This is a genomic window from Pseudoalteromonas sp. APC 3224 (genome assembly GCF_030407535.1).
Lineage (GTDB): Bacteria > Pseudomonadota > Gammaproteobacteria > Enterobacterales > Alteromonadaceae > Pseudoalteromonas.
Genome location: NZ_JASDDF010000010.1, coordinates 95,730 through 121,224, shown reverse-complemented (window position 1 = coordinate 121,224; position 25,495 = coordinate 95,730). Strand labels below are relative to the sequence as shown.

At 40.7% G+C, this 25,495-nt stretch carries 25 protein-coding genes and 1 tRNA gene; 12 read left to right on the top strand and 14 right to left on the bottom strand.

Annotated features, from left to right (window positions below; translation table 11 throughout):
• Positions 1-44: 44 nt before the first annotated feature.
• From QL989_RS07430 to QL989_RS07420, 3 genes are all read right to left on the bottom strand, one after another.
• Entirely contained in the window at positions 45-1,223 is a 1,179-nt protein-coding gene (locus QL989_RS07430; RefSeq protein WP_138609294.1) for a cystathionine beta-lyase, read from the bottom strand.
• 3 nt (positions 1,224-1,226) lie between these two features.
• Positions 1,227-2,153, bottom strand: a complete 927-nt coding sequence (gene nudC, locus QL989_RS07425) for an NAD(+) diphosphatase (protein WP_131690793.1) — start codon at positions 2,151-2,153, stop codon at positions 1,227-1,229.
• A 185-nt stretch (positions 2,154-2,338) separates the two neighbouring features.
• Positions 2,339-2,833 (bottom strand): NYN domain-containing protein, encoded by a 495-nt coding sequence (locus tag QL989_RS07420; protein WP_290169410.1) that lies wholly within the window; start codon positions 2,831-2,833, stop codon positions 2,339-2,341.
• A 139-nt stretch (positions 2,834-2,972) separates the two neighbouring features.
• Here QL989_RS07420 and QL989_RS07415 point away from each other — a divergent pair, with 139 nt between their 5' ends.
• Both QL989_RS07415 and QL989_RS07410 read left to right on the top strand, forming a co-directional pair.
• On the top strand, positions 2,973-3,596 hold the full coding sequence (locus tag QL989_RS07415; RefSeq protein ID WP_054202184.1) for a hypothetical protein: 624 nt from the start codon (positions 2,973-2,975) through the stop codon (positions 3,594-3,596).
• Positions 3,596-4,339, top strand: coding sequence for a DUF3307 domain-containing protein (locus tag QL989_RS07410; protein ID WP_290169406.1), 744 nt, complete (start codon positions 3,596-3,598; stop codon positions 4,337-4,339). Before QL989_RS07415 ends, QL989_RS07410 begins: the two co-directional genes overlap by 1 nt.
• 79 nt (positions 4,340-4,418) lie before the next feature.
• On the opposite strand, the gene QL989_RS07405 is transcribed toward QL989_RS07410, so the two are convergent.
• Positions 4,419-5,816: a DEAD/DEAH box helicase gene (locus QL989_RS07405; RefSeq protein WP_198522041.1), complete on the bottom strand. Its 1,398-nt coding sequence runs from the start codon at positions 5,814-5,816 to the stop codon at positions 4,419-4,421.
• 171 nt (positions 5,817-5,987) lie between these two features.
• Positions 5,988-6,827 carry a 2OG-Fe(II) oxygenase family protein gene (locus tag QL989_RS07400; RefSeq protein WP_008111615.1) on the bottom strand — a complete coding sequence of 280 codons (840 nt, stop codon included), beginning with the start codon at positions 6,825-6,827 and terminating at the stop codon, positions 5,988-5,990.
• A 310-nt stretch (positions 6,828-7,137) separates the two neighbouring features.
• On the opposite strand from QL989_RS07400, the gene QL989_RS07395 reads away from it, so the two are divergent.
• Positions 7,138-8,340, top strand: a complete 1,203-nt coding sequence (locus QL989_RS07395; RefSeq protein ID WP_290169402.1) for a bifunctional alpha/beta hydrolase/OsmC family protein — start codon at positions 7,138-7,140, stop codon at positions 8,338-8,340.
• 60 nt (positions 8,341-8,400) lie between these two features.
• On the opposite strand, the gene QL989_RS07390 is transcribed toward QL989_RS07395, so the two are convergent.
• Both QL989_RS07390 and QL989_RS07385 read right to left on the bottom strand, forming a co-directional pair.
• Complete coding sequence (locus QL989_RS07390; RefSeq protein ID WP_290169399.1) at positions 8,401-8,919, bottom strand: hypothetical protein; 519 nt, start codon at positions 8,917-8,919, stop codon at positions 8,401-8,403.
• 19 nt (positions 8,920-8,938) lie between these two features.
• Complete coding sequence (locus QL989_RS07385) at positions 8,939-9,688, bottom strand: alpha/beta hydrolase (protein WP_290169397.1); 750 nt, start codon at positions 9,686-9,688, stop codon at positions 8,939-8,941.
• A gap of 129 nt (positions 9,689-9,817) precedes the next feature.
• Here QL989_RS07385 and QL989_RS07380 point away from each other — a divergent pair, with 129 nt between their 5' ends.
• A complete protein-coding gene (locus tag QL989_RS07380) occupies positions 9,818-10,141 on the top strand; it encodes a hypothetical protein (RefSeq protein WP_008111621.1) in 324 nt (107 codons plus the stop codon).
• A 35-nt stretch (positions 10,142-10,176) separates the two neighbouring features.
• Here QL989_RS07380 and QL989_RS07375 read toward each other — a convergent pair whose 3' ends face one another.
• Together QL989_RS07375 and aspS are read right to left on the bottom strand one after the other, a co-directional pair.
• Entirely contained in the window at positions 10,177-10,776 is a 600-nt protein-coding gene (locus tag QL989_RS07375; RefSeq protein WP_290169395.1) for a pentapeptide repeat-containing protein, read from the bottom strand.
• A 91-nt stretch (positions 10,777-10,867) separates the two neighbouring features.
• Positions 10,868-12,646, bottom strand: a complete 1,779-nt coding sequence (aspS, locus tag QL989_RS07370; protein ID WP_290169393.1) for an aspartate--tRNA ligase — start codon at positions 12,644-12,646, stop codon at positions 10,868-10,870.
• 237 nt (positions 12,647-12,883) lie between these two features.
• Here aspS and QL989_RS07365 point away from each other — a divergent pair, with 237 nt between their 5' ends.
• Entirely contained in the window at positions 12,884-13,732 is an 849-nt protein-coding gene (locus QL989_RS07365; RefSeq protein WP_290169391.1) for a DUF72 domain-containing protein, read from the top strand.
• A gap of 27 nt (positions 13,733-13,759) precedes the next feature.
• Positions 13,760-14,257: a YgjP-like metallopeptidase domain-containing protein gene (locus QL989_RS07360; protein WP_290169389.1), complete on the top strand. Its 498-nt coding sequence runs from the start codon at positions 13,760-13,762 to the stop codon at positions 14,255-14,257.
• Positions 14,258-14,419: 162 nt separating this feature from the next.
• Here the strand turns inward: QL989_RS07360 and QL989_RS07355 are convergent, their stop codons facing one another.
• Entirely contained in the window at positions 14,420-15,103 is a 684-nt protein-coding gene (locus tag QL989_RS07355; protein WP_178955625.1) for a DUF3334 family protein, read from the bottom strand.
• Between the two features lie 116 nt (positions 15,104-15,219).
• Between QL989_RS07355 and cmoA the strand changes: the two genes are divergently transcribed.
• From cmoA to QL989_RS07330, 5 genes are all read left to right on the top strand, one after another.
• Complete coding sequence (gene cmoA / locus QL989_RS07350) at positions 15,220-15,945, top strand: carboxy-S-adenosyl-L-methionine synthase CmoA (RefSeq protein ID WP_055011763.1); 726 nt, start codon at positions 15,220-15,222, stop codon at positions 15,943-15,945.
• Between the two features lie 15 nt (positions 15,946-15,960).
• Positions 15,961-16,929, top strand: coding sequence for a tRNA 5-methoxyuridine(34)/uridine 5-oxyacetic acid(34) synthase CmoB (gene cmoB / locus QL989_RS07345; RefSeq protein ID WP_138764625.1), 969 nt, complete (start codon positions 15,961-15,963; stop codon positions 16,927-16,929).
• Between the two features lie 196 nt (positions 16,930-17,125).
• Complete coding sequence (gene purM, locus QL989_RS07340) at positions 17,126-18,178, top strand: phosphoribosylformylglycinamidine cyclo-ligase (protein WP_290169382.1); 1,053 nt, start codon at positions 17,126-17,128, stop codon at positions 18,176-18,178.
• On the top strand, positions 18,178-18,825 hold the full coding sequence (gene purN, locus QL989_RS07335) for a phosphoribosylglycinamide formyltransferase (RefSeq protein ID WP_054202175.1): 648 nt from the start codon (positions 18,178-18,180) through the stop codon (positions 18,823-18,825). The genes purM and purN overlap by 1 nt, the downstream gene beginning before the upstream one ends.
• Positions 18,779-19,576 carry a DUF3108 domain-containing protein gene (locus QL989_RS07330; RefSeq protein ID WP_232735522.1) on the top strand — a complete coding sequence of 266 codons (798 nt, stop codon included), beginning with the start codon at positions 18,779-18,781 and terminating at the stop codon, positions 19,574-19,576. The genes purN and QL989_RS07330 overlap by 47 nt, the downstream gene beginning before the upstream one ends.
• Positions 19,577-19,705: 129 nt before the next feature.
• On the opposite strand, the gene QL989_RS07325 is transcribed toward QL989_RS07330, so the two are convergent.
• Positions 19,706-20,470 carry a class II glutamine amidotransferase gene (locus QL989_RS07325; RefSeq protein ID WP_138609645.1) on the bottom strand — a complete coding sequence of 255 codons (765 nt, stop codon included), beginning with the start codon at positions 20,468-20,470 and terminating at the stop codon, positions 19,706-19,708.
• A gap of 309 nt (positions 20,471-20,779) precedes the next feature.
• On the opposite strand from QL989_RS07325, the gene fadE reads away from it, so the two are divergent.
• A complete protein-coding gene (gene fadE / locus QL989_RS07320; protein ID WP_010391432.1) occupies positions 20,780-23,242 on the top strand; it encodes an acyl-CoA dehydrogenase FadE in 2,463 nt (820 codons plus the stop codon).
• On the opposite strand, the gene QL989_RS07315 is transcribed toward fadE, so the two are convergent.
• From QL989_RS07315 to QL989_RS07305, 3 genes are all read right to left on the bottom strand, one after another.
• Positions 23,243-24,358, bottom strand: a complete 1,116-nt coding sequence (locus tag QL989_RS07315) for a DUF6136 family protein (protein WP_290169376.1) — start codon at positions 24,356-24,358, stop codon at positions 23,243-23,245.
• A complete protein-coding gene (locus QL989_RS07310; RefSeq protein WP_290169374.1) occupies positions 24,355-24,945 on the bottom strand; it encodes an ATP-binding cassette domain-containing protein in 591 nt (196 codons plus the stop codon). Before QL989_RS07310 ends, QL989_RS07315 begins: the two co-directional genes overlap by 4 nt.
• Positions 24,946-25,415: 470 nt before the next feature.
• Positions 25,416-25,492 (bottom strand) — tRNA-Asp (locus QL989_RS07305).
• Positions 25,493-25,495 lie beyond the last annotated feature (3 nt).

Sequence of the window (25,495 nt, the reverse complement as noted above, 5' to 3'; positions counted from 1 at the left end):
GAGGTAGGCTTTGTAACAAATAATGTAATTTAACCAATTAATAATTATAAATGTTGCTCATAAATTACTAATGCTTGCTGTAAGTCGGCAATTAAATCTTCAACATCTTCCAAACCAATATGCAAACGAATAACAGGTCCATGCTCCCACCCTGTTTGCGAGCGCAGCCCTTTCATTGATAAGTTTGCCGTTACTAAGCTCTCGAAGCCCCCCCACGAAAAGCCCATTTTGAAATGTTGTAAGCTATCTAAAAAAGCATCTATGGCGTGTTGATTACCCGCTTTCATTACAAACGAAAATAAACCATTACTGCCGTCAAAATCGCGCTTGAAAAATTCATGGCCTGGGCATGTTGTAAACGCAGGATGGCGAATATGATCAACCAACGCATGTTGCTCAAGCCATTTTGCTACTTCTAGCGCGGCTTTTTCATGCTGATTTAATCGCACTGCCATGGTACGCAAGCCTCGTAGTGCTAAATACGCATCATCTGCACTGGTGCATTGCCCGAGTAAATAAGAGTGTTCACGAAGTGTTGGCCAATACTTTTTATTAGCTACAGCAACGCCCATCATCACATCAGAGTGGCCAACAATATATTTGGTGGCGGCTTGAATACTAATATCAACACCATGTTCAAGCGGACGATAATGCAAGCCATTGCCATAGGTGTTATCAAGCACCGTCATTACATTATGATCGTTTGCCACTTTTACCATGGCGGGAACGTCTTGAACTTCCATGGTAATTGAACCCGGAGACTCTAAAAACAACATTTTGGTATTGTCTTGAATGTACTCTTTTATGTCTGCGCCAATCATGGGCGGATAATAGGTCGTACTAATACCCAACCCAGCTAATATCTTGTCGCAAAAATCACGGGTTGGCTCGTAAACAGTGTCCACTATTAAAATATGATCACCAGACTTTAAAAACGATAACAGAGTTTGGCTTATCGCTGCCGCGCCACATGGGTATAACGCACAGCCCTCACCGCCTTCGAGTTCGGTAATTGCCTCTTGCAGAGCAAAATGAGTGGTCGTTCCTCTGCGGCCATAAAACAAGGTTTTGTCGCCACGTGTTTTAGCCGCTTCTTTAAGCTCACTCACAGAATCAAACACAATCGTTGAAGCGCGCTGTATCACTGGATTAACTACGCCATGGGTGTACGCTTTTTTGCGCCCTGATGACACTAATTGGGTATTTTTATTTTTGCTCGACATGATTCATCCTTCTATCTGAGTACGCCAATATTCAATTAAATAACGCGAAATCGAATCAGCTCTAGGTAGCTTTAAATGCTCCCCCTCGTGTTGCCAATCTTTAAATTGCGCAAGTTCTTGGCGAGAAAACCATCGTGCATCTTCAAGTTCATCTTGCTCTGTGCTTATTTCATCACTGCTTGCTGTGGCAATAAAACCAAGCATAATTGATGAAGGAAACGGCCAAGGTTGAGAAGCAATATACTCTGCTTTTTCAACGGTAATGCCCGCTTCCTCTTTTACTTCTCGGATCACGGTTTGTTCAAGGGTTTCACCTGGATCGACAAACCCGGCAAGCGAGGAATACAATCCTTTTGGCCAAGTTGCTTGGCGACCCAATAAGCAGCGTTCAATCCCATCAGAAAATGTTTTAGTTACTACCATAATAACGGCTGGATCGGTACGCGGAAAAGTTTGGTGCATACAGGCTGCGTTGTCGCATAAACGTGAATGCCCCCCTTCAACTAAGTGATTTTTGGTACCACAGCGACCACAAAAACTATGAGTGGCATGCCAGTAACACAACCCACGAGCAAGCGCTGCATTTGAGCCATCTTCAAGTGCTACTTGAGTACCATATTGACGAATATCTGCAAACTTGGCATCACCAACAATCGTTGCTAATAACGACTCTTCGAGTTCAGTTACGTCTAGCGCAAATACGGCATTATCCTGTTTATTTGATCCTAAAAGAATAGCCTGCGTTAAATCTAAATGCGCCACTTGTTGGTAAGCTAAATACACCACCTCAGGGCTACTGTTAGCAAATAAGGTGTGATTGCCTTTAACTAAAAGCCATAAACTGTCTGCTGTTTTTTTTGCGTCTACCCAAGTAGGATCTTTGCGCGCATTTGAGCCTCTGTCTAATGGCATATTACTGTAGTTAAGCATGTAATTCCTTGATACTAATTGAATCTTAAAATTACCATACTCATCCACTAAACCCAATTTATTATCGCCATAAAAAAAGCCTAAATTAGGCTTAATTAATCTATGCACCCGTTGTATTAAATACTCTCATGATCAACGCAAACATTCTGCTCAAAAATAAATCAAAAATACAATACTTATACTTTTTAAAGTAGTAGCTGTTTGTCAATTAAATGAAATTGCTCGGCACTTTGCTTAAGTACCTCTGCGGTTAATTTATCAGCACCGTATACATCACACGGAACATTATATTGATTTTTTAAATGCCCAAGTAATAATGCAAAGTCACCGTCACCCGAGAGTAAAATAACTTTATCAAGCTGCTTCCCCTGCTCTAGCATATCTATGGTTATACCCACATCCCAATCGCCTTTGGCACTGCCGTCACGGCGTTGAATAAAGGGTTTTAGTTTTACTTCAAAGCCAATAGCGCGCAAAATATTTTGAAACTGATTTTGCTTTTCATCACCTCGGTATATTGCATAGGCGAGCGCACATTCTATATCGTATTGTTGCTCCATCATTCGCCAAAAGGCATTGTAATCAAAGTTTTTACCGTAGCTTTCGCGACAGGTGTAATAAATATTTTGTACATCGACAAAAATACCTACACGAGGTTTACTGCTTTGTTGTGAGGTCATTCTTATGTCCCAATGAGTAATACTTGCAATTGCGTGTTAAGTAACCTAAATTAGCTACCAAACCCAATGTAACCAAATACGGTTACATTTAACAATGTAACCAAATTTAGTTACATATAAATAATCTATTTGGATTTTTATGATTGGTGTGATCAGCGGCGATATTATTAAATCGCAAAAAATACCTAAACAACAATACGATGCCATGCTTTACCAGCTAGAGCAAAGTTTACGTGCAAATTGCAATAAAACAACATCTTGGGATATTTACCGCGGGGATGCATTTCAACTGCAACTCGATAAAAGTGAACAGTTAGTTACCACCGCTATTCTTATTTATCTACAGTTAAAATCTGCCGGTTATGAATTGCGCCAAAGTATGGCGTTGGGGCACATAGATAACCCTAGTACGAGTATAAAAACTGCTACAGGCTCTGCGTTTACTCTCTCTGGACATGAGCTAGATAAAATGACAAATCAGCGTTTTACATTTGCTATTGCAGATCAATCAGTTGATGAGAGCTTTAAGCTAAACCTAGCGTTTGTCGATGTATTACTGTGTAAAATAACCCAAAAACAAGCAAATGCTTTGTATGTATATTTAACCCATACTAATAACAACCATGCAGCTTTAGCTAAAGAGCTCAACACCAGCCGCGAAAACGTTACTAAGCTGCTTAATCTTGCTAACTATCAGCTGATAGAACGATTTATTTTACATGCACAACAACAGCTTAAAAGCATACAGCAAGGACATGACTAATGGAATTTTCACTATTACTCGTTGCACTGATTATTGGCCACTTACTCGCTGATTTTTATTGGCAACCCATGAGCTGGGTAAACGACAGAAACACCCGTCATTTTAAAGCAAAAAAACTTTACTACCATGTATTGGTTCACGGAATTACCAGTGCAATCGCAGTGGCACTTTGGGAATATAGTTTTGGCTGGCAACAACTAAGCAGCGTATTACTGGCGACCGGCATTATTATGATCAGTCACTACTTTATTGATATTGCGAAATCGTATTCAAATAAAGGCGTAGTGCCTTTTTTATTAGACCAAATTGCACATATCACTGTCATTATTGCGATAAGTATTTGGCTAACTGACAATCAGCAATTTGCTGACAATGTAATTGCGTTATTAAGCAACGCAAAAGTGCTATGGATTATAACTGGTTACCTTATTATTTTAAGCCCCAGTGCGGTATTTATAAGAATGATGTTAGAGCGTTTAACTAATCACTTTTCTAGTGATGGTAGCCTCCCCTTAGCAGGACAAAGTATTGGTATGCTTGAAAGAGTACTTATGCTGACATTTATTTTATTAGATCAGTTTGCAGGGCTTGGGTTTTTAATTGCCGCTAAATCGGTGTTTAGATTTGGCGACTTAAGTGCCAGCAAAGATAAACAACTCACTGAATATGTGATGCTAGGAACGTTACTGAGCGTTAGTGTTACTTTATTTGTAGGATTAGCAGTTAATTATTTAATCGGTTAGTAAAGCTTTAAGATAGGCATTAAAAAACGCGCTACCAGTAAAAGTAAGCGCGTTTTTTATTAAAGCGAACTAAACCTAATTAGTCGTTATTTGCTGGACGACGACGGCGTTGACCACTGCCCCCAACCGATTGACGCTTTGCCCATGGGTTTTGTGCATTATCATCGGTTTTAGCTGCTGGCTTTTTAGAGCCACCACGACGTGGGCCCGTACCATTGCCACCATTGTTAGGCTTTTTGCTATTAGGCTTGCTGCTATCTGATTTAGGCTTATTAAATGGTTGTTTTTTCTTTGGCTTTTTAGCAGGTAACGGGCGTGCATCGAGTGCGCGCTCAGCAACAGGGTTAGCCGGTTCAAAACCTTCTTCTTCAGCACGTGGAATTAGCTCGCCAATAAAGCGCTCAATGCCGTATAAATCTACTGCATCGTCAACCGTTACAAACGAAATAGCATGCCCTGATGCTCCCGCACGACCAGTTCGGCCAATACGGTGAACATAATCTTCATATACATTAGGTAAGTCGTAGTTTACAACATGCGGTAATTCAACAATGTCTAAACCACGTGCAACAATATCGGTTGCCACTAATACGCGCACTTCACCACTTTTAAAACCCTCTAGTGCTTTAACACGCGCGCCCTGAGATTTATTGCCATGGATTGCCGCACCAACAATATCATCGCGTTCAAGTTGCTTAACTAAACGATTAGCACCGTGTTTAGTACGACTAAATACCAGTACTTGTTGCCAATCGTTGCTACGAATTAAATGGCTTAATAGGGCCGTTTTACGTGCTTTGTCTACTGCGTATACGCTTTGCGTGACACTTTTTGCGGTGGTGTTTTTAGCTGCAACAGAAATTTCAACGGGGTCGTTAATTAACCCTTTTGCCAGCGCGCGAATATCATCCGAAAACGTGGCTGAGAACATTAAGTTTTGACGCTTTTCAGGCATTTTTGCAATCAGGCGCTTAATGTCATGGATAAAGCCCATGTCTAACATACGGTCGGCTTCATCTAAAACCAGTACTTCAACGCTATCAAATTTAACCGCGTTTTGATTATGTAAATCAATTAAACGCCCTGGTGTCGCCACTAAAATATCAACCCCTTTGCGCAGGCGCTGCATTTGTGGGTTAATTTTAACACCACCGTAAACAACAAACGAACTCACGTTTGAATGCTTAGCATATTCTTCAACATTTTCACTTACTTGCAACGCAAGCTCACGGGTTGGCGTTAAAATAAGCGCACGAACATGATTACTTTTTGCTTTAGTACCCGACGATAAACGCTCAATAAGCGGCAAAGTAAAACCAGCGGTTTTACCGGTACCGGTTTGCGCTGCGGCCATTACATCGCGACGTGCAATAATTGCTGGAATAGCTTGAGCCTGAATAGGCGTTGGCGTTTCATAGCCCTTTTCTAAAACCGCATTAACTAAAGACTGTGATAAACCTAAACCATCAAAACTCATATAAACTCTCTATTTCAAATTAGGCCAAAGTGGCCAGTTGCGCGCATTATACCTTTAGTGGCTCAGAATGCATGCCATTATTTACTTTGTGCCAAATCAATAAACACAAATACTAAAAAAGCGGCTAAACAGCCGCTTTTTATTTACCTGAGCATTACAAATGCTAAAAGATTATTTTACACCTAACTCACGTAAACGCTCTTGTAAGTAGCTATCTGCTGTGTAGCGATCAGATAACACCACATCTGGACGAGGGTGTAAAAACAATGGTAATGAAATACGTGATTTGGTTGTTGCTTTACCCGATGGATTAATTACACGGTGAATCGTTGATGGGAAGTAGCCACCCGATGCTTCTTGTAGCATGTCACCAATATTAATAATTAAACTACCAAAATCACATGGCACGTCTAACCAACCGCCATCGGTTTTTTGTACTTGTAAGCCTGGCTCATTTGACGCCGGTAATACGGTTAATAAGTTAATATCACCGTGCGCAGCAGCACGAATAGCACCAGGCTCTTCATCACCTGTCATTGGCGGGTAATGTAAAATACGTAACAACGTTTGCTCAGACTGGGCAATCATATCTTTTAAATCAATAGAGAACTTAGCACGCACTTCTTCAGGCGCTTCAGCCTGAACCCAGCTTAATAATGTTGCCGCAAATTCATTAGCTAAACGGTAGTACTCACGGACATCTGCTTCTAATTGTGCAGGAACACGGCCTTTAGGGTAAACATGAAAGTACTCTTTAATGTCTTTTACCGTATGGCCTTTAGCTACTTCTGATACCGACGGTGGAAAATAACCATCTTGCGTTTCTTTTGAAAATAAAAACTCATGCTTTTGCTCTGAGTTAAAAAAGTCTTGCCAATTTTTATAAATAGACTCAACTAAAGATTGCGGAATAGGATGGTTTTTTAATACGCCAAAACCAGTATTTCTCAACGATTCAACAAATTGCGCAGCCGCATCGTCCGCTTTATAATCAACTGTAGGTAATTGCATGGTACATTCCAGTAAGTAGGTTGTTAGAAGCCATTTACTAATTCGCTTAAGCCACAGGTCTACACGAAATTAGTATTACATTCAAATATAGCTTAACTACTTAATTCAAGTAATAAAGGCTGCATTTTTATGCTGTGCGAGGATAGACAAACCCCCTTGAAATTATAAGGACATATGTCCGCACTCAATAAGCAAGCCTTCTCTGCCTTGATCAAGATCAAAATAACGCTTGTATTGAATTTTCACCCCATCGTACCAATCTATTCCTTATCAGCATCACACACTATATCAACTTGTTAAGGCTCTCTACATGCGACAAAAAGTTTCTTTTAAAAGCGGTGAATTAGAACTCGCTGGACAACTTGAACAGCCCTCTGGTGAAGTGAAATTTTATGCCTTATTTGCTCACTGTTTTACCTGCTCTAAAGATGTAGCGGCTGCAACACGAATAAGTCGCGCGCTCACTCAGCAAGGCATTGCTGTATTACGCTTTGATTTTACTGGGCTTGGTAATAGCGATGGTGACTTTGCCAACAGTAACTTTTCATCAAACATTCAAGACTTAGTGGCTGCAGCCAATCACTTAAGAACACACTTTAAAGCACCTCAGTTATTGATAGGCCACAGTTTAGGTGGTGCTGCGGTGCTTGCAGCAGCAGAGCACATACCTGAAGTATCGGCCATTACAACTATAGGCGCGCCATCGGACGCTCAGCATGTTACTCATAACTTTGCTGCTCATTTAGATGAAATAAACCAATCGGGTGAAGCAAAAGTGTGTTTAGCCGGGCGGGAATTTACGATTAAAAAACAATTTATAGATGACATCGCCAAATACGATAACAGCCATATAGGTAAGCTTAAGCGTGCTTTGTTAGTTATGCACTCTCCTATTGATGCCACCGTGAATATTAGTGAAGCCGAAAAAATTTACGCCGCTGCCAAGCATCCAAAAAGCTTTATAAGTTTAGATAATGCCGATCACTTACTCAGCAATAAAGAAGACGCTAACTACGCAGCCGATGTCATTGCTACGTGGGCTAATCGCTATGTTGAATACGATAAAACACCCTATAGTGCAAAATTAACTAACGGCAGTGTATTAGTTGAAGAAAAAGATCATAAATTCACTCAGCACGTGAGTACTAAAAACCATACGTGGCTTGCTGATGAGCCTACCGATGTCGGCGGTAAAAACTTAGGCCCAGACCCTTATGATCATTTACTCGCTGGGCTTGGAGCTTGTACTGCAATGACACTTCGCATGTATGCAAGTCGCAAAGAGTTGCCGCTAGAGCACATAAAAGTAGAGCTCAACCATACCCGCAATTACAACCAAGATTGTGATGGTTGTGAAAAAACCGGCAATCTAGAGGCCATCACCCGAAAAATCACCCTGATAGGTGATTTAACTGACGCTCAGCGAAATCGATTACTCGAAATAGCCGACAAATGCCCTGTGCATAAAACGCTACATAACAGCCCTTTGGTGGTTAGTGAACTGGTAGAGTAACTTCCGTAAAGTTAATATAGCGCAGGTGGCACTGTGCTATTTTTTTAAATATAAGCTTAATTAAAATTTATTAAAAAATTGTATAGCTTCAATATTAAGCAAAGCTGTTGGGTCACACGTATACTCAAATTCTTCCATCTGTTCAGTACTGTGCTTATTCGGTGAAGACAGAATTGCGGATTCTGGGGCATAAGCTTTTAAAAGAACACCTCCTGATTCAATTGCGTTTAAACCGCTACCAAACATCTCTGCAACACTTTGCAAAGGAGTCCAACAGAAACCAATCTTATTTTGATCATATAAAAATTGGCACTCATCACGATATAGTACCAATGCTTTCCCGGTGTATTTTGGAAGAGTCAATTTTAAGACGCTGAGCAAAAGTATATCGTTTGAAAGCTTATGCCTTAACTGCCCTCCATTTTCAGTCCAAACAAGATGAACTTTATCTTTTTCAATATGTAACTGGTCATATGATCTTAATATAAATTCAAAAGCTTCAGTCCAAATAAAACCTTTGAGATCACAAGTATAAATGCCAGCTACAAATTTACGGCCTACTTGCTCATATAATTCCATTGTTACTCGTCCCTAAAGCTTATTCATTTTCTAAAAACGCCGCTACCTCTTTACTCATTTTATCTACCAACCATTTAGGCCCGCCATCATACATATCGTTGTGACGTGATTTTTCTATCAACGTTTGCGTAACAGGATAAACGGTTAACTCTTGGTCGGTTAAAAGCACGTTTGCATCGGCTGGATAATCACTACCGCGCAGTGTGAGCACGCGTGTGTTTTTATTGCGTGGCAATAACATGCGGCGGTGATCGAGCGTAATTAATTGGCTTACTTCACTTGGATAAATAGCTGCATACAAGGCTGAAATATCTCCACCATTTGAGTGACCAAATAAAGTGAGTTTTGTAAAATCATACTCAGGGTATTTAACACTTAGCTCGTTGACTAAAAATTTGAGGGTTACAACACCCCGGTGCCAATTTTCCATACGAGTAGTTAGGTATGGCTGCGCACGATTAAGTGCAGGGTCACTTTTAAGTTCATGTGCTACCGCAATGCTTAAATAGCCTTGCGCATTAAATAACTTACTCGCAAAGGTGTATTCATCGTGGCTAATGCCATACCCTGCATTTACAAATACCACAGGGCATTTGACTTGCGCGCTGCACTTAAGGTGGTTAGCTGGTAGGGTAATATTTACAGGTATAGAGCGATTACGACTTTCATCAATGATTGCATCGTCTTGGGCATAACTTGATGATGCAAATAGCGTAGAACTTAAAGTCAGTGCACTTAACATTAAACGCTTTTTTATAATTTTTAACATGCATTCCCTTGTATTACTTATACATTTTTAACTAACATTAATTTTTATTATAAAGGTTAGCGCGCGCCTTTGCTAATTTGTGCGATAATAGCGATTATTGTTTTACTATTATCGCAAAAGAATCCATTCATGAAATCATATAGCAGCATTGAACAACGCATCGACATTCTCCAAAGCAGAATTGAAGCCTACCAAGAAGAAATTAAAGTGTTACAAGCCGAGCCGAAAAGTAACAACGAACGGATTATTTTTAAGTTCATTGAAACCGGCAGTACAGGTAAAACCAAAGACTTTGTGAGAGAGCTGGGAATTAAATCGCCGCGTGATAGCTTATATTCATCTGGTGATGTAACCAAACTGATTAAAGATGGCGCTGATGATATTTCGCCTGAGCTACTGAGCATAGCCCGTGCACTTGCTAGCGCGCGCAACAAAAATGGCCCTGCTTGCTAATAGTAAATATACGCATTAGCCGTAAACTCTTGCGGCTAATCAACCAGCTCGATATCAAGTCCAGCTAATAAATTTAACGCTTCAAGCCGTTCAAACTTTGCATTACTCACATCATTGCTTGTTATATCAATATTAAATTGCGTTGCGCCAACAAAGTTTGCTTTTCTCAAATTAGTTTGATGAAACAGGCTGTCTCTAAAGTCAGTATCCGAGAAGTTGCTTTGAGTTAAGTTAGCGTGCCTAAAATCAACATCTTTGGCAAAACAGTTCGTCATTGTTAACGCTTTTAACTGTAATTCAAAAAACGAACTATGGCTCAGCTCACACTGTTTAAAACTCACCGGTGATGTTAGCGCTAATTGTGGCCAATTTACTTGTCCCCACATTATGCTATTGAGTTTACAATTTGCAAAGCTCACCCCTTCTAGTAAGCTGTAATTCCAATTAAGCTCAGTCAAATTACAGTTAATAAACTCACACTCTATAAACCGACAGGCATTAAACTGGCTGTGACTAAAATCGCACTCAATAAACTGACATTGTTCAAACTCAATATCGCTAAAGCGCTTTGCATTTGCTGTAAAGTTTAAAAATGGCTCACTGAAATAATGACTATCTTTAAATAGCTCACTCATAAATATAAAGCACCTAAATTGGGTTATGCCAAACAAAAAACCCCTTAGGTATTTAGCCTAAGGGGTTTTGATCTAACTAAACACTAGGATTTCATTCTGCGCTTGGTAATTCTTTCTCAACTACACTAATAGCAAGCTCTGTCAGCGAATCGCTGTTTGCTTTGCTAGGCGCATCGGTTAATAAGCACGATGCCTGTGTTGTTTTAGGGAAAGCAATAACGTCACGAATGTTATCAGTACCACATAGCAGCATAACTAAACGGTCTAAACCGAACGCTAAACCTGCATGCGGCGGTGTGCCGTATTTAAGTGCATCAAGTAAGAAGCCAAATTTATCTTGCTGCTCTTGCGCTTCAATACCTAAAATTCTAAATGCTGCTTCTTGCATATCTGCATTGTGAATACGTACCGAGCCACCGCCCACTTCATAGCCGTTTAATACCATATCGTAAGCATCTGAAATAGCCGCTGCTGGGTTTGCTTCAAGCTCACTGGCACTAATATCTTTTGGAGCAGTAAATGGATGGTGAACGGCGTGTAATGTGCCTTCGTCATCTTCTTCAAACATTGGGAAGTCAACAACCCAAAGTGGTGCCCAGCGATCTAAATTAGTAATTTCTAAATCAATACCAATTTTTAAACGAAGTGCACCCATGGCTTCATTTACGGTGTTGCGTTTATCCGCACCAAATAAAATGATATCGCCTGTTTGTGCATTAGTACGTTCAAGTAACTGCGTGATCACGTCTTCATTTAAGAATTTAGCGATTGGCGATTGCACGCCCTCAACGCCTGCATCACGGTCATTTACTTTCATCCATGCTAAGCCTTTAGCACCGTAAATACCAATAAACTTAGTGTAATCATCTAGTTGCTTACGAGAAAGAGATGCACCACCTGGTACAGTTAATACTGCAACACGGCCTTTTTCATCGTTTGCTGGGCCTGAGAATACTTTAAATTCTACGTCTTTTACTAAATCGGCTACATCAATAAGCTTCATTGGGTTACGTAAGTCTGGCTTATCAGAACCATATAGGCTCATTGCCTCAGAGTAAGGCATAATTGGGAAGTCACCTAAATCAACATTTAGTAATGACTGCCACATTTCGCGGATCATCTTTTCTGTCATACCACGTACTTGATCAGAGCTCATGAACGAGGTTTCTAAATCTATTTGAGTAAACTCAGGTTGACGGTCAGCACGTAAGTCTTCATCACGGAAACATTTAACAATTTGGTAGTAACGGTCAAAACCCGACATCATCAACAATTGCTTAAATAACTGTGGTGACTGTGGTAATGCGTAAAAGCTACCTTTATGAACACGACTCGGTACTAAGTAATCGCGAGCACCTTCAGGCGTTGCTTTAGTTAGCACTGGCGTTTCGATATCTAAAAAGCCATTTTCATCTAAAAAGCGACGTACAAAGCTGCTTGCTTTAGCACGTAATTTAATGCGGTCGCTCATTTCTAAACGACGTAAATCTAAGTAACGGTATTTTAAACGACGCTCTTCTGAGTTCACTTGGTTAAAATCAAGTGGCATAGGCTCAGAGCGGTTAATAATAGTTAAACCCGTGCCTAAAATTTCTACTTCGCCGGTTGCCATATCTTTGTTTACTTGGCTATCTGGGCGAGCGCGTACAATCCCTTTTAACTGAACACAAAATTCTTGACGAAGTTTGTTAGCTGTTTCCATTAATCCTTCAACTTCCGGATCGAATACAACTTGTACTAAACCTTCTCTATCACGTAAATCGACAAAGATAAGTCCGCCAAGGTCACGTCGTTTGTTGATCCAGCCACATAGTTCAACTTCCTGATCTACGTGAGTTTTATTTAGCTGTCCGCAGTATATAGAGCGCATAGTTTTCCTGTCAGATAAAAGGCATATAGCGGTTAAACACCGTTGTTTTAAAAGTTTTTATAAACACCAAAATGAAAATAAAACCGCTAGCAATTCAAAATAATCAAATTAAGCCCTGCATTATACCCAAGTCGGTTGAAGATGCTAGGGCGTGTTTACCTTTCTAGGTTGAATTTACAGCGCACTGTTTTGTTATTTGTTACACTACCGGCACTTTATAACAAGGCTTTTGTTTGTATGCTATATATTGGATGCCCGCAGTGGTCGAGCAACGCATGGAAAGGAAACTTATTTTCACGCCAGTGTAAAAATGCCGATATGCTTAGCGAATATGCGCAGCATTTTAATTCAGTAGAGGGTAATACTAGCTTTTACGCCGACCCCTCGCCTGACACTGTATTACGCTGGGCTGCGAGTGTACCCGATGAGTTTAAATTTACCTTTAAATTTCATCGGCGCTTTAGTCACGAACTCCAACTTACTAACGTGCAACATGAGCTAACTAATTGGCTTAATTTATTCGCCCCGCTATTTGAAAAAACAGGGCAAATAATGCTGCAATTACCTAAAGCGTTTGCGCCACAACATTTAGCGAAGCTTGCCGCTTTTATAGATTTACTTCCTAAAGAGCTAAACTATGGGGTTGAGGTACGCCACCCTGATTTTTTCAAAAAAGGTGAGGCCGAAATCGCACTTAATCAGCTTTTAATGGCACACAATATAAATCGCATTGCTATGGATACTCGGGCGCTCTTTGCGGTAAAGCCAACCACCGAAGCGCTAATAGACGCACAACAGAAAAAGCCGCATTTACCAGTGCACGCTATTGCAACGGGCTCGCAGCCTATGGCGCGCTTTGTTATTGCTGATTTAGAAAACGATTATAAGACCTTTTATCAGCCTTGGCTTAGCAAAGTAAGCCAGTGGCTCAATGAGGGCAAAAGCCCCTATGTGTTTTTTCATACCGCTGATAACCGTGAAGCGCCTTTACTAGCTCGCCAATTTTGTCAAGATTTGGGGTATAATCACAACGTACTCAATCCATTTAGTGGCGAAAAAGAAGCCCACCAGCAAGCACTTTTTTAAAAATAAATTCAAAATACAGAGACAATAATGAGTGAATACGCACGTTACTTTACCGGCTACCCTGCCAATATCGTTGAGCAAGTATTAGGACTAATAAAAGCAGGAAAGGTAAGTGAGTATTTACTTAAAAAGTACCCGCAGGCGCATCGTATTACCAGTGATAAGTTACTGTATAGCTACGCCACTGAGCTTAAAAAGCAGTATTTAAAAAACGCCCCGCCATTTGGACGCGCTGCGTTTAAAAAACAAGGTGATATGGTTACCAATGCGCTCGGTACCCACACGTACCGTATGCAAGGTAAAACCCGCAAGCATGATTTAGCTATCAACAGCGATTTACTGCGCGCGCCAGAGCCGTTATTAAAAGCATTGGTGGTGCACGAACTCGCGCATTTTAAAGAAAAAGATCATAATAAAAGCTTTTACGCCCTGTGTTGCCATATGGAGCCAGAGTACCATCAGCTAGAGTTGGATTTACGGATTTTTTGTGTAGCTATTGCGAGGGGGGAGAATCCCTATAATTGAGCGATCAGCCAAAATATAATTACGTATTGAATCATAACTAAAGCACTCAAAAATAAAAAACGCGATGCTAAACCGCGTTTTTATAATTTACTAATAGCTACAAGCTGACAGCTCAAAAGCTCGTTGGGTTTCGTTTCACTCAACCCAACCTACGTAAAAACGTTAAAGCCCTAATTCGGCCATAAAGTCGTCGTCGCTATCATCTTGCTTTGGCTGTTTTGCTTTTTCCTTATCCGCTTTTTGCTTGGCTTCGTTTGCGATAATGTCGTCTGGGTCTATGGCTTCTACAATGTCAAAATCGTGAAGTTTAATAAACTCTGTTTTATCCATCGCCAACTCTAAATAGAAGATATTTTGGTTGCGAGTGGTAAACGTTACACGGCGTGCTTGCGGACGATCCATAGTGGTATCAACCGATATTTGCACTTGCTTGTTAATAGCCATCATTTTTGGCTGATTTTGGGTAATAGAGGTATGTAGCTGTTCACGCACTTTTGACGTGAAGTCGCCCACTATTTGGTTCATCAACTCACCCATCACGTTTGAAACGTCATCAGATAAGTGACTATGCGCGATCTCCTCTTCTGGCATGCCCATATTACGCATATAGTCGCCGTAAATTTCCATCGCAGCTTGCGCCGTAAAGTTGGTAACGACTAAACCGGTAAAGCCCCCATCAAATAAAACAAAACAGCCTATGTCTGGTCGCATACAAGTACGAGTAATTTTTTGTACCATGGCTGAATAGCTGATCTCGTTGCCGCTGGCTGATGAAAGTACACCCGTTACTGAGTGGCATAATGTTGCTAATATATCGTCGGTGCTAATAACTTTACTTTTGCTCATTTAATAATCTCTTTTATACTTATTCTTCATAATTCTAGTCAAGCTACTGAATTTATCACTGACTATCCAGTATAAAATGTTAAAATAGCACTATTATTTTCAAAGAGACTGCCTTCGTGAGTATAAAAGACAGTATTTATGCCTCTGAGCAACAAGTAAAAGACTTTAGTTTTGATCAAAATGTGGTTGAAGTATTTCCCGACATGATCCAACGCTCGGTACCCGGTTACGCCACCATAGTCAGTACTATGGGGAAATTAGCCGGTGAGTATGCTCAGCCAAATTCAAATTTGTATGACCTAGGCTGCTCGTTAGGGGCGGTTACCCTAAGTATGCGCCGTAATATTCAAACTGATAGCTGCCACATTATTGCTGTAGATAACTCACAAGCCATGGTGGAGCGTTGTAAGGTCCATTTACAAGGGTTTAGATCAGACGTTCCTGTAACGGTTACCTTGGGTGATATTAACGAGCTTGATATTCAAAATGCATCGGTAGTGGCGATGAATTTCACCCTGCAGTTTATTCCACCAGTGCAGCGCAAAGCGGTACTTGAAAAAATATACGCTAATTTAAAACCTGGTGGCGTTTTGCTATTAAGTGAAAAAATTAAAGCCGAAAATGAGCAATGTGATAACTTACTGATTGACTTGCACCACGACTTTAAACGTCATAATGGCTACTCTGAGCTGGAAATAAGCCAAAAGCGTACTGCCATTGAAAACGTTATGCGCCCCGATACACTTAGCACACATACACAACGTTTAAGCGACATTGGTTTTAGCCAAACGCAAGTGTGGTATCAATGTTTTAATTTTTGCTCAATGGTAGCAATTAAATAATTTAGAGAGTGACACATGTCTGCATGGTTTAACCAATTTTACGCTGCTATTGCACAAAGCCCACTTAGCCACTGGCTAGAAACCTTGCCTGCGCAATTAAAGCATTGGCAACAAGAGGCTAGCCATGGCGATTTGCCTCAATGGCAAAAAGTACTAAAAAACTTACCTGAGGTATCAACAAACCAAGTTGATATTGTCAGCAAAGTAGCAATAGGCGCGCCTGGCGAAATGACTGAAGGCGAAAAAAAGCAAACCACGCATTTATTAAAACGAATGATGCCTTGGCGAAAAGGTCCATTTAATGTGCACGGTATCGACATTAATACAGAATGGCGCAGTGACTGGAAATGGGATCGACTCCTACCGCATATTGAGCCATTAAAAGGCCGTACTGTATTAGATATTGGTTGTGGCTCGGGATATCACTTATGGCGTATGCGCGGTGAAGGTGCACAGTTTGTGGTGGGTATTGACCCATCTGACTTATTTTTGTGCCAGTTTCAGGCAATTAAACACTTCAACCCTGATGAAAACGTGCATTTATTACCATTAGGTGTAGAAGCCCTGCCAGAGCTTAAAGCATTTGATACGGTATTTTCGATGGGAGTACTTTATCACCGTCGCTCACCTATCGACTTTTTAGCGCAATTAAAGGCACAGCTTCGCCCTGGTGGTGAGCTAGTACTTGAAACTTTAGTTATTGAAGGCGATGAAAACACCGTTTTAGTACCGACCGACCGCTACGCAAAAATGCGTAATGTATGGTTTATTCCAAGCACTGCGGCATTAAAATTGTGGATGGAACGTGTTGGCTTTAAAGATGTGCAAATTAAAGATTGTGCTATTACAACGCTCGACGAGCAGCGTAAAACTGACTGGATGGAAAACGAATCTTTAGTTGACTTTTTAGACCCCGCTGACACCAGTAAAACCATTGAAGGCTACCCTGCACCACTTAGAGCGATACTTACAGCTAAAGCCTAATTTGTAGTATTAATTTTTATTTCCATGTTAAAAAGCGCCATTGGGCGCTTTTTTTGTTTACTAATACAGCAACTAGCGGACAAGTGTCCTTGTCTTTAAAATCAAATCCAGATTTCAACTAGCCGCGCCCTTGCAATTGTTGTAAAATACGCGCGTTTCTAAGTAAGCATCAAAACAACTATTTTGAGGAAAACCTGTGAGCGAACAAAAACAGTCTCTAAGCTATAAAGACGCGGGCGTAGATATCGACGCTGGTAATGCACTTGTTGAGCGTATTAAAGGCGTAGTTAAAAAAACTCGTCGTCCTGAAGTGATGGGCGGAATTGGTGGTTTTGGCGCACTTTGCGAAATTCCTGAAGGTTATAAGCAACCTGTACTTGTAGCAGGCACTGATGGTGTTGGCACCAAGTTACGTTTAGCAATTGACCTTAAAAAGCACGATACCGTAGGTATCGACTTAGTTGCGATGTGTGTAAATGATTTAATAGTACAAGGCGCTGAACCCCTGTTTTTTCTAGATTACTATGCAACGGGTAAACTAGATGTAGACACAGCAGCCGACGTAGTAACCGGTATTGGTAAAGGTTGTGAAATTTCAGGTTGTGCCCTAATTGGTGGCGAAACAGCTGAAATGCCAGGTATGTATGATGGTGAAGACTACGACATGGCAGGCTTTTGTACCGGTGTGGTAGAAAAATCAAAAATTATTGATGGCACTAAAGTAGCTGCAGGCGATCAGCTAATTGCGCTTGCTTCTAGCGGCCCTCACTCAAACGGTTTCTCACTAATTCGTAAAGTATTAGAAGTCTCTAACGCTGATACTAACCAAGTGATTGATGGCAAAACCTTAGGTGAGCACCTTTTAGAACCAACACGCATTTACGTTAAGCCATTACTTGAGTTGTTTAAGCAAGTAGATGTGCATGCGCTTTCGCATATTACTGGTGGCGGTTTTTGGGAAAATATCCCTCGTGTATTACCTGAATCTGCTAAAGCGGTTGTTAAAGGTGATAGCTGGCAGTGGCCTACTGTATTTAGTTGGTTGCAAGAAAATGGCAATATTACCACTCACGAAATGTACCGCACATTTAACTGTGGCGTAGGTATGGTGTTAGTAGTACCTGCTGATCAACTTGATAACAGTTTAAACATTTTAAAAGATCTTGGCGAAAACGCATGGCACCTTGGTGAGATTCAAGATGCGGTTGCTGGCGAAGAGCAAGTTGAAATTGTAGGTGGTGATGCGTAATGGCACCCACTCGTCTAGTAGTTTTGATCTCAGGCAGTGGCTCAAATTTACAAGCCATTATTGATGCCTGTGAAAGCGGCGAGATAAACGCTCATATTGCGGCTGTTATTAGTAATAAAGCAGACGCATATGGGTTAGAGCGTGCAAAAAGTGTAGGCATTGCTACGCAAGTACTGAGTCATAAAGAGTTTGACTCACGCGAAGCTTACGATGCCCAGTTAATGCATATAATTGACTCTTTTGAACCAAATCTAGTTGTATTAGCTGGGTTTATGCGTATTCTAACTCCTAGCTTAGTGCAAAAATATGTTGGAAAAATGTTGAACATTCATCCATCTTTGTTGCCTAAGTACCAGGGGCTGAATACCCACCAAAGAGCAATTGATGCAAAAGACGACGTTCACGGCGTTAGTGTTCACTTTGTAACTGAAGAATTAGATGGCGGACCGGTTATTCTTCAAGCTAAAGTGCCTGTATTAGCAAACGATACAGCAGACACGCTCGCTAAACGTGTGCATGCGCAAGAGCACATAATTTATCCTTTGGTGGTCAAGTGGTTCAGTGAACAACGACTTACGATGGAAGCAGATTATGCAGTTCTTGACGAAAAACAACTTCCTGCACACGGCGCGCACTACCCAAAATAAAAAATTAAGTGCTTGGCTACTATGTGCGGGCACTTTATTACTTCCTACCAGCCTGATTGCAGGCGAGTTAACCCAGTATCAAGCTAGTTATGACATTTTGCGCAAAGGCACTAATCACGGCAAAGCCGAGCGTGAACTAAAAAAACTCGATAATAATAACTACCAAGTCACTTACCACAGTGATATTGAATGGATGATTTTCTCTGACTCACGTCAAGAATCATCAACCTTTAGCTTTATAAATGATAACGTAGAGCCAATTCAGTACGCTATGATCCGCACAGGCACTGGGCCTGACAAAAAGTATGAAATTAACTTTGACCGTCAAACCAAAACGGTTACCAGTAACACCAGCGATTACCCGTTAAAATGCCAATGGCATGATAACTTCCAAGATGGTATTTCTTATCAAGTACAAGTTCGTGAAGGTCTTAAAAAAGGCAAAACCAACTTCTCGTTTCCGTTGGTTGATAAAAAAGGTAATTGCCGTGACTACGACTTTGAAGTGGTAGAAACCGAAATGATTTCTCTGCCTATAGGTAATGTAGAAGCAGTGAAAGTTAAACGCTTATACGATAACGATAAACGCCAAGCTTTAGCCTGGTTTGCCCCAGAAATGGATTACATGCTAGTGCGCATGTGGAAGGGTGAAAAAGGTGTGGAGCAGTTTGAAGTGCAAATGAAATCGTTTACCGTGATCAACCCACCTGCTTTACCTGCAGAAGTGAAAAACGAAATAACACCAGAGTAAATTGCTTACAAGGTGCAAATGAAAGGCCCAAGTGTGACAAACATAACTTGGGTTTTTCATTTTTAACACTTATACACTTTATCAATTTGAAACTTTGAGTCGGGTTTCGTTTCACTCTAGCTACCCAAGCTACATTAATTCACCCATTTTAAATAACGCAAACTCTCCTGGCTGCATTTTTTGCCAGCGCTCATCATTAGTTAATGGCCTTGTTGCTATAACCGTTACTACATCGTTTGGTGTGGTTTCTTGTTGAAAGTCGATCACCATGTCAGCATCAATCAATGTAGCTTTACCAAATGGCGCACGGCGCGTTATATAATGTAAGTTATTAGTACAATACGCTAAAACAAATACACCATCGGTCAATAACATATTAAATACGCCCTTTTCACGCAGTGTATGTGAAAGCTTGGCGGCATATCTAAAAACCGACGCCATATTACTTGGGCGCTTTGGGTATTTTTCGCGAATTTTGTCAAGTAACCAACAAAAAGCGAGTTCACTGTCGGTGTTTCCCACAGGGCGATAATACTCTGGTTTTAAATCGTGATAATTTGAAAGCTGCCCATTGTGTGCATAGGTTATTTCGCGCCCCCACAACTCTCGGGTAAACGGATGAGTGTTTTCAAGACACACCCGACCACGATTCCCTTGGCGAATATGACTAATAACCGATACACTTTTAATTGGGTACGCTTTTACCAGCTTTGCTATTTCTGACTGGTAACTGGGCTCTGGATCTTTAAAGGTTCTGCAGCCTTTACCTTCATAAAAAGTAATGCCCCAGCCGTCTTTGTGCGGTCCCGTGTTTCCACCACGCTCCAACAACCCTGAAAAACTAAAACAAATATCCGTTGGCACATTGGCTGACATGCCAAGTAATTCACACATAAAATAAATAAACCTTTAAAAAGCTAAACATAGAATATCGTTCTATTTTTAATAAGCGTACACTGATCATCATAAGTATATTTACTTAATTAAACTTATATTACTACTAGATTAATTGATTTTTTTAATGCTTATATTTTTTTATGATAAGCCAAAATAAACGATTACAGCCAAACTGTTCGTATAACATACAACGCATTGTAATAATCGTACCGATAACTACACTTTAATCTAAGTAATGTACTTGAAACTTAGCGTTACTAGCGCTACTCTAAACGAGGTGGTCTGACCTCTACTAAGGAATTAGCAATGACACTCATATTTACACTCGGTTTAATCGCACTGCTCAGCATTGCGCTTTACCACAGAGCGAGTTGGAACACAGCACTTGGTGTTTCTGCCGCAACATTATTAATTGGTACCTTTGCCGGTGCTTTTGGTTTAATTAGCTGGGTGATCTTTTTAATCATCGCAGTACCCCTTTCTGTTACTGGTATTCGCCAGCAATACATTATCAAGCCTATTTTCACTATCTTTAAAAAAGTAACGCCGAGCATGTCTGATACTGAAAAGTCAGCAATCGATGCAGGTACTACGTGGTGGGAAGCGGATTTATTTTGTGGTAATCCAGATTGGAAAAAGCTTCACCAATACCCGGTTCCAAAACTTACTATTGAAGAGCAGGCATTTATCGACGGCCCTGTTGAAGTAGTTTGTAGCATGCTGGACGATTGGGAAGCTACGCATGAGCTTACCGATCTACCTCAGGATGTATGGCAATATCTAAAAGATAACAAGTTCTTTGCCATGATCATTAAAAAGGAATACGGCGGCTTAGAATTCTCTGCATTTGCACAATCGTGTGTACTGCAAAAACTAACCAGTAAATCAACATTGCTTTCGTCAATTGTTGGTGTACCTAACTCGTTAGGCCCAGGTGAGCTATTACAGCACTATGGTACTGAAGACCAAAAAAATCATTACTTACCGCGTTTAGCAAGCGGTCAAGAAATTCCATGTTTTGCACTTACCTCGCCAGAGGCTGGTTCTGATGCAAGCTCAATTCCAGACTACGGTGTAGTGTGTAAAGGGCAATGGAATGGCGAAGAAGTAGTTGGTGTAAGCCTTACATGGAACAAACGTTACATAACACTTGCGCCTGTAGCTACGGTACTTGGTCTAGCATTTAAGTTACAAGATCCTGATGGATTATTAAGCGACGTTAAAGAGCCAGGTATTACCTGTGCACTTATCCCAACAGATACCCCTGGGGTAGAAATTGGTCGTCGTCACTTCCCGCTTAATGTGCCGTTCCAAAACGGCCCTACTCGCGGTAAAGATATTTTCGTCCCACTTGATTACATTATTGGCGGCCCAGAAATGGCTGGTCAAGGCTGGCGTATGCTAGTTGAATGTTTATCGGTTGGTCGTGCTATTACGTTGCCGTCAAATTCAGCCGGTGGCATAAAAATGATTGCAGTAGCAACCGGTGCTTATAGCCGTATTCGTCGTCAATTCCGCTTACCTATTGGTAAAATGGAAGGGGTTGAAGAATCAATGGCGAAGCTTGCTGGTTATGCTTACAGCTCAGACGCTGCAGTAAGCATGTCTACTGGCGCAGTTGATTTAGGCGAGAAGCCATCAGTTGTGTCGGCGATTATTAAGTACCACCTTACCGAGCAAATGCGCGATTCAACCATTCATGCAATGGACGTGCTAGGCGGTAAAGGGATCATGCTTGGGCCAAATAACTATTTGGGTCGTGGCTATCAAGGTGCACCTATTGCCATTACCGTTGAAGGTGCAAACATCTTGACCCGTAATATGATTATTTATGGTCAAGGTGCAATTCGTTGTCATCCATTTGTACTTACCGAGCTAGGTGCGTGTGAAATTGAAGACCGCGAAGAAGCGCTTAACGTATTTGATAAAGCGCTAATGGGTCACATTGGCTTTACCATGTCTAACCTAGTACGTACTAAGTGGCTTGCACTTACTGGCGCTCGCTTTACTAGCGTGCCATACAAAGACGAAACTGCAGAGTTTTACCGTATTGCGTCTCGCTTTAGTGCATCACTTGCACTTATGTCAGACATTAGCATGGCGGTATTTGGTGGTTCTCTTAAACGTAAAGAGCGTATTTCAGCACGTTTAGGCGACTTATTAAGTTACCTTTACTTAGTATCTGCAACGCTAAAACGTTACAACGACGAAGGCCGTAAAAAAGAAGATTTTGCATTGGTTCAATGGAGCTGTCAGGATCACCTTTACCACTGCCAACGTGCACTTGCTGATTTAATCAATAACATGCCGTCGGCCCCACTACGTGGTGTTTTAAAAGTATTGTTATTCCCGTTTGGTCGTCCGGTTCGTAAACCTACCGACAAACTTGAGCACAAACTAGCGCAGTTGTTACAAGTTCCTAGCGAAACACGTAATCGTTTAGCAAGCTATGTATACCTTACAAACGAACCGCTTAACCTTGTAGGCCGTCAAGAGCAAACGCTTAAAGACGTTCTAGAAGTAGAGCCATTGTTTGAGCGTGTATGTAAAGAGAAAGGCGTAAAGCTGCCATTCTTCCAGCTTGATAAAGTGGCGCAAATGGGTTTAGAAGCGGGTATTTTAAGCCAAGCAGAAGCCGATAAGCTCGCTGCAGTAGAAAAAGATCGTCTAGACGTGATTAATGTTGATGACTTTGACCCTGCAGATTTACTTGCTGGCAAAGCAGCTCGTAATAGCAAAGCTAAAGCTAAGAAGGCAGATGCTGCTTAACTAATTTAGTAAAGCTAGCATTAACCCTGCTAAAATTAGCCAAACCAGCGCATAATGCGCTGGTTTTTTTTGCGCAAAGTAAACCTGTATTACACACCACATATTACCAATAAAAAATAATGCAATATGAATGTGACCAAAAATAACGCTATAACTTATCGTTGCTACTAAAAACAGTAATAGGCTAGGTAAAAACTGGCTAATATAAAAGGCACGTTCTCGCTGGCATGTTTTAAAAAACAATCGATACTGCTCGTGAACTTTACCGCAATCAAATTGCAAAGAGCTACTAAAGAGCACAATAAAAGCCATGGTCAACACTACGAGTATAGGTACCAAATCAGCACGTTCGTTTATTAGTGCCGCTGATGCCATAAATATACATAAAAGTAGCGACACGCGCCAAACAAGTACCCAGCTATGGTTTAGTAAATAACAAAACCAAAAACCAAATATTGAACTTACTGCAACTCGCCCGTTAACATTAACCACGGGAACAAAAAGACTCAGCGTAAACAGTAAAGCAAAGCCTATATGATAGGTGAGCGGTTGCATATAAATAGGAACACACACTAATATCGTGCTAAATATAAAGCCATATATCAGTGCGCTGGGTTTGTATATGCACAAAACGCCCAAGCTAAATTGCAACAACATAAATACAACAAAGTGCGGTACTTTAACCCATTGTGATAGCGTTAAATCTAGCGCAATTAATACACTGGCTATTAACCAAGCATTGCTTAGCGTTAATAATTTAATATCAACTAAATATAACCACACTGATCGCGCAATAGTTTGCTGGAATAGCCGCTGCTGACTATTTTTAATTGCTGACTTCATTGCGCTGAGCATCACACTTTGTAATAACAAATAAAATAAGGCCATTTGTGCACCGTATTGTGGTGCTGCGCTACTGTCTATAATTTTTCCGAGACCTAAAAAAAGTAGCAATATCAAACCCAACATCGATGAGCCTAACACCACTAAAAATAACAACCCAAAACTTTTCAGTTGTAATAATAATTGCTTAAGCTCTTGGTTATAAGCTAAATACCGGTAACCCATAAACACTCTATATTGAGCTAATGGGTGTTTACTTGGTGCAATATTCATAACGATATGCGCTCAAAGCCATGTTCAACAAACACAGTAGGTTCGTGACAAGTAATAATAATTTGCCCGTTTAGTTTATCTGCTAAGTAAGTGTCAAGTAAGGAAAGAAGATATTGGATGCTTGCCTGATCAAGGGCTGCGCTCGGCTCATCAAGTAATAGATAAGGTGCCTTGCGCATTAATGCTAAAATTAACTGGCACTTTTTTTGATTGCCTGAGGATAATGCATCAAAACGCGTATTAAGAAATTCGCCAAAATTAAAACCACTAACCATTGCATTAGGCCATGGGCAACCGAGTGTACTAACAGATAAATGTATAATTTGATTGGCAGTTAAAAAATCTGGTAAAGCAATACGATCAGTAGCAATAGCGACCTGTTTATCTAGTTCTTTAAGTGTTTCCCCTGCAAATAAAAATGTGCCACTTTGCGGCTTTTCAAGCCCCGCTAGCATCATAAGTAACGTGGTTTTGCCTTGGCCGTTAGGTGCATCAATACACACTTTTTGGCTGCTAAACACCTTATTGTAATCATGGTATACAACGTTGGCGGCAAACTGCTTATTTAAGCCAATCACTTCAATCATAAAATATCCTTTTTAGATCAGCTTTATATTATAAATAAACTTTTATAATAAACAAAACCCACCCCAACAGCTTTAAAAAACAATAACGATAAAGTAGCGTCATTTTCTAATAGCGACAAACCTTTTATAGCAAGTTGAAACAGCATCAGAAGCTCTGAAACCGTTTGTATCATCAACAGCGATTCACCCTAATAGTTCACTATAAAGATAAGCTTTTTACATCTGCGGCGTTATGACTTAGCCTAAGGACAATAAGAACTGTTTTAAAAGATAATTTGAATTTTGATAACACGTAAAGCTTTGAACTAAACTAAAAATTAAACTAGGTGTTTTTTAACTCAAGCCTATCAAGGCTGACTTGTTAATTGTGACTGATAGCTGATAGCTGATAGCTGATAGCTGATAGAAAATATATTAGCTGTTATTAATTAGGGAAGTATTTTTTAACTTGTTATTTAGGAAATAACAAGTGGCGGAGTGGACGGGACTCGAACCCGCGACCCCCGGCGTGACAGGCCGGTATTCTAACCAACTGAACTACCACTCCACC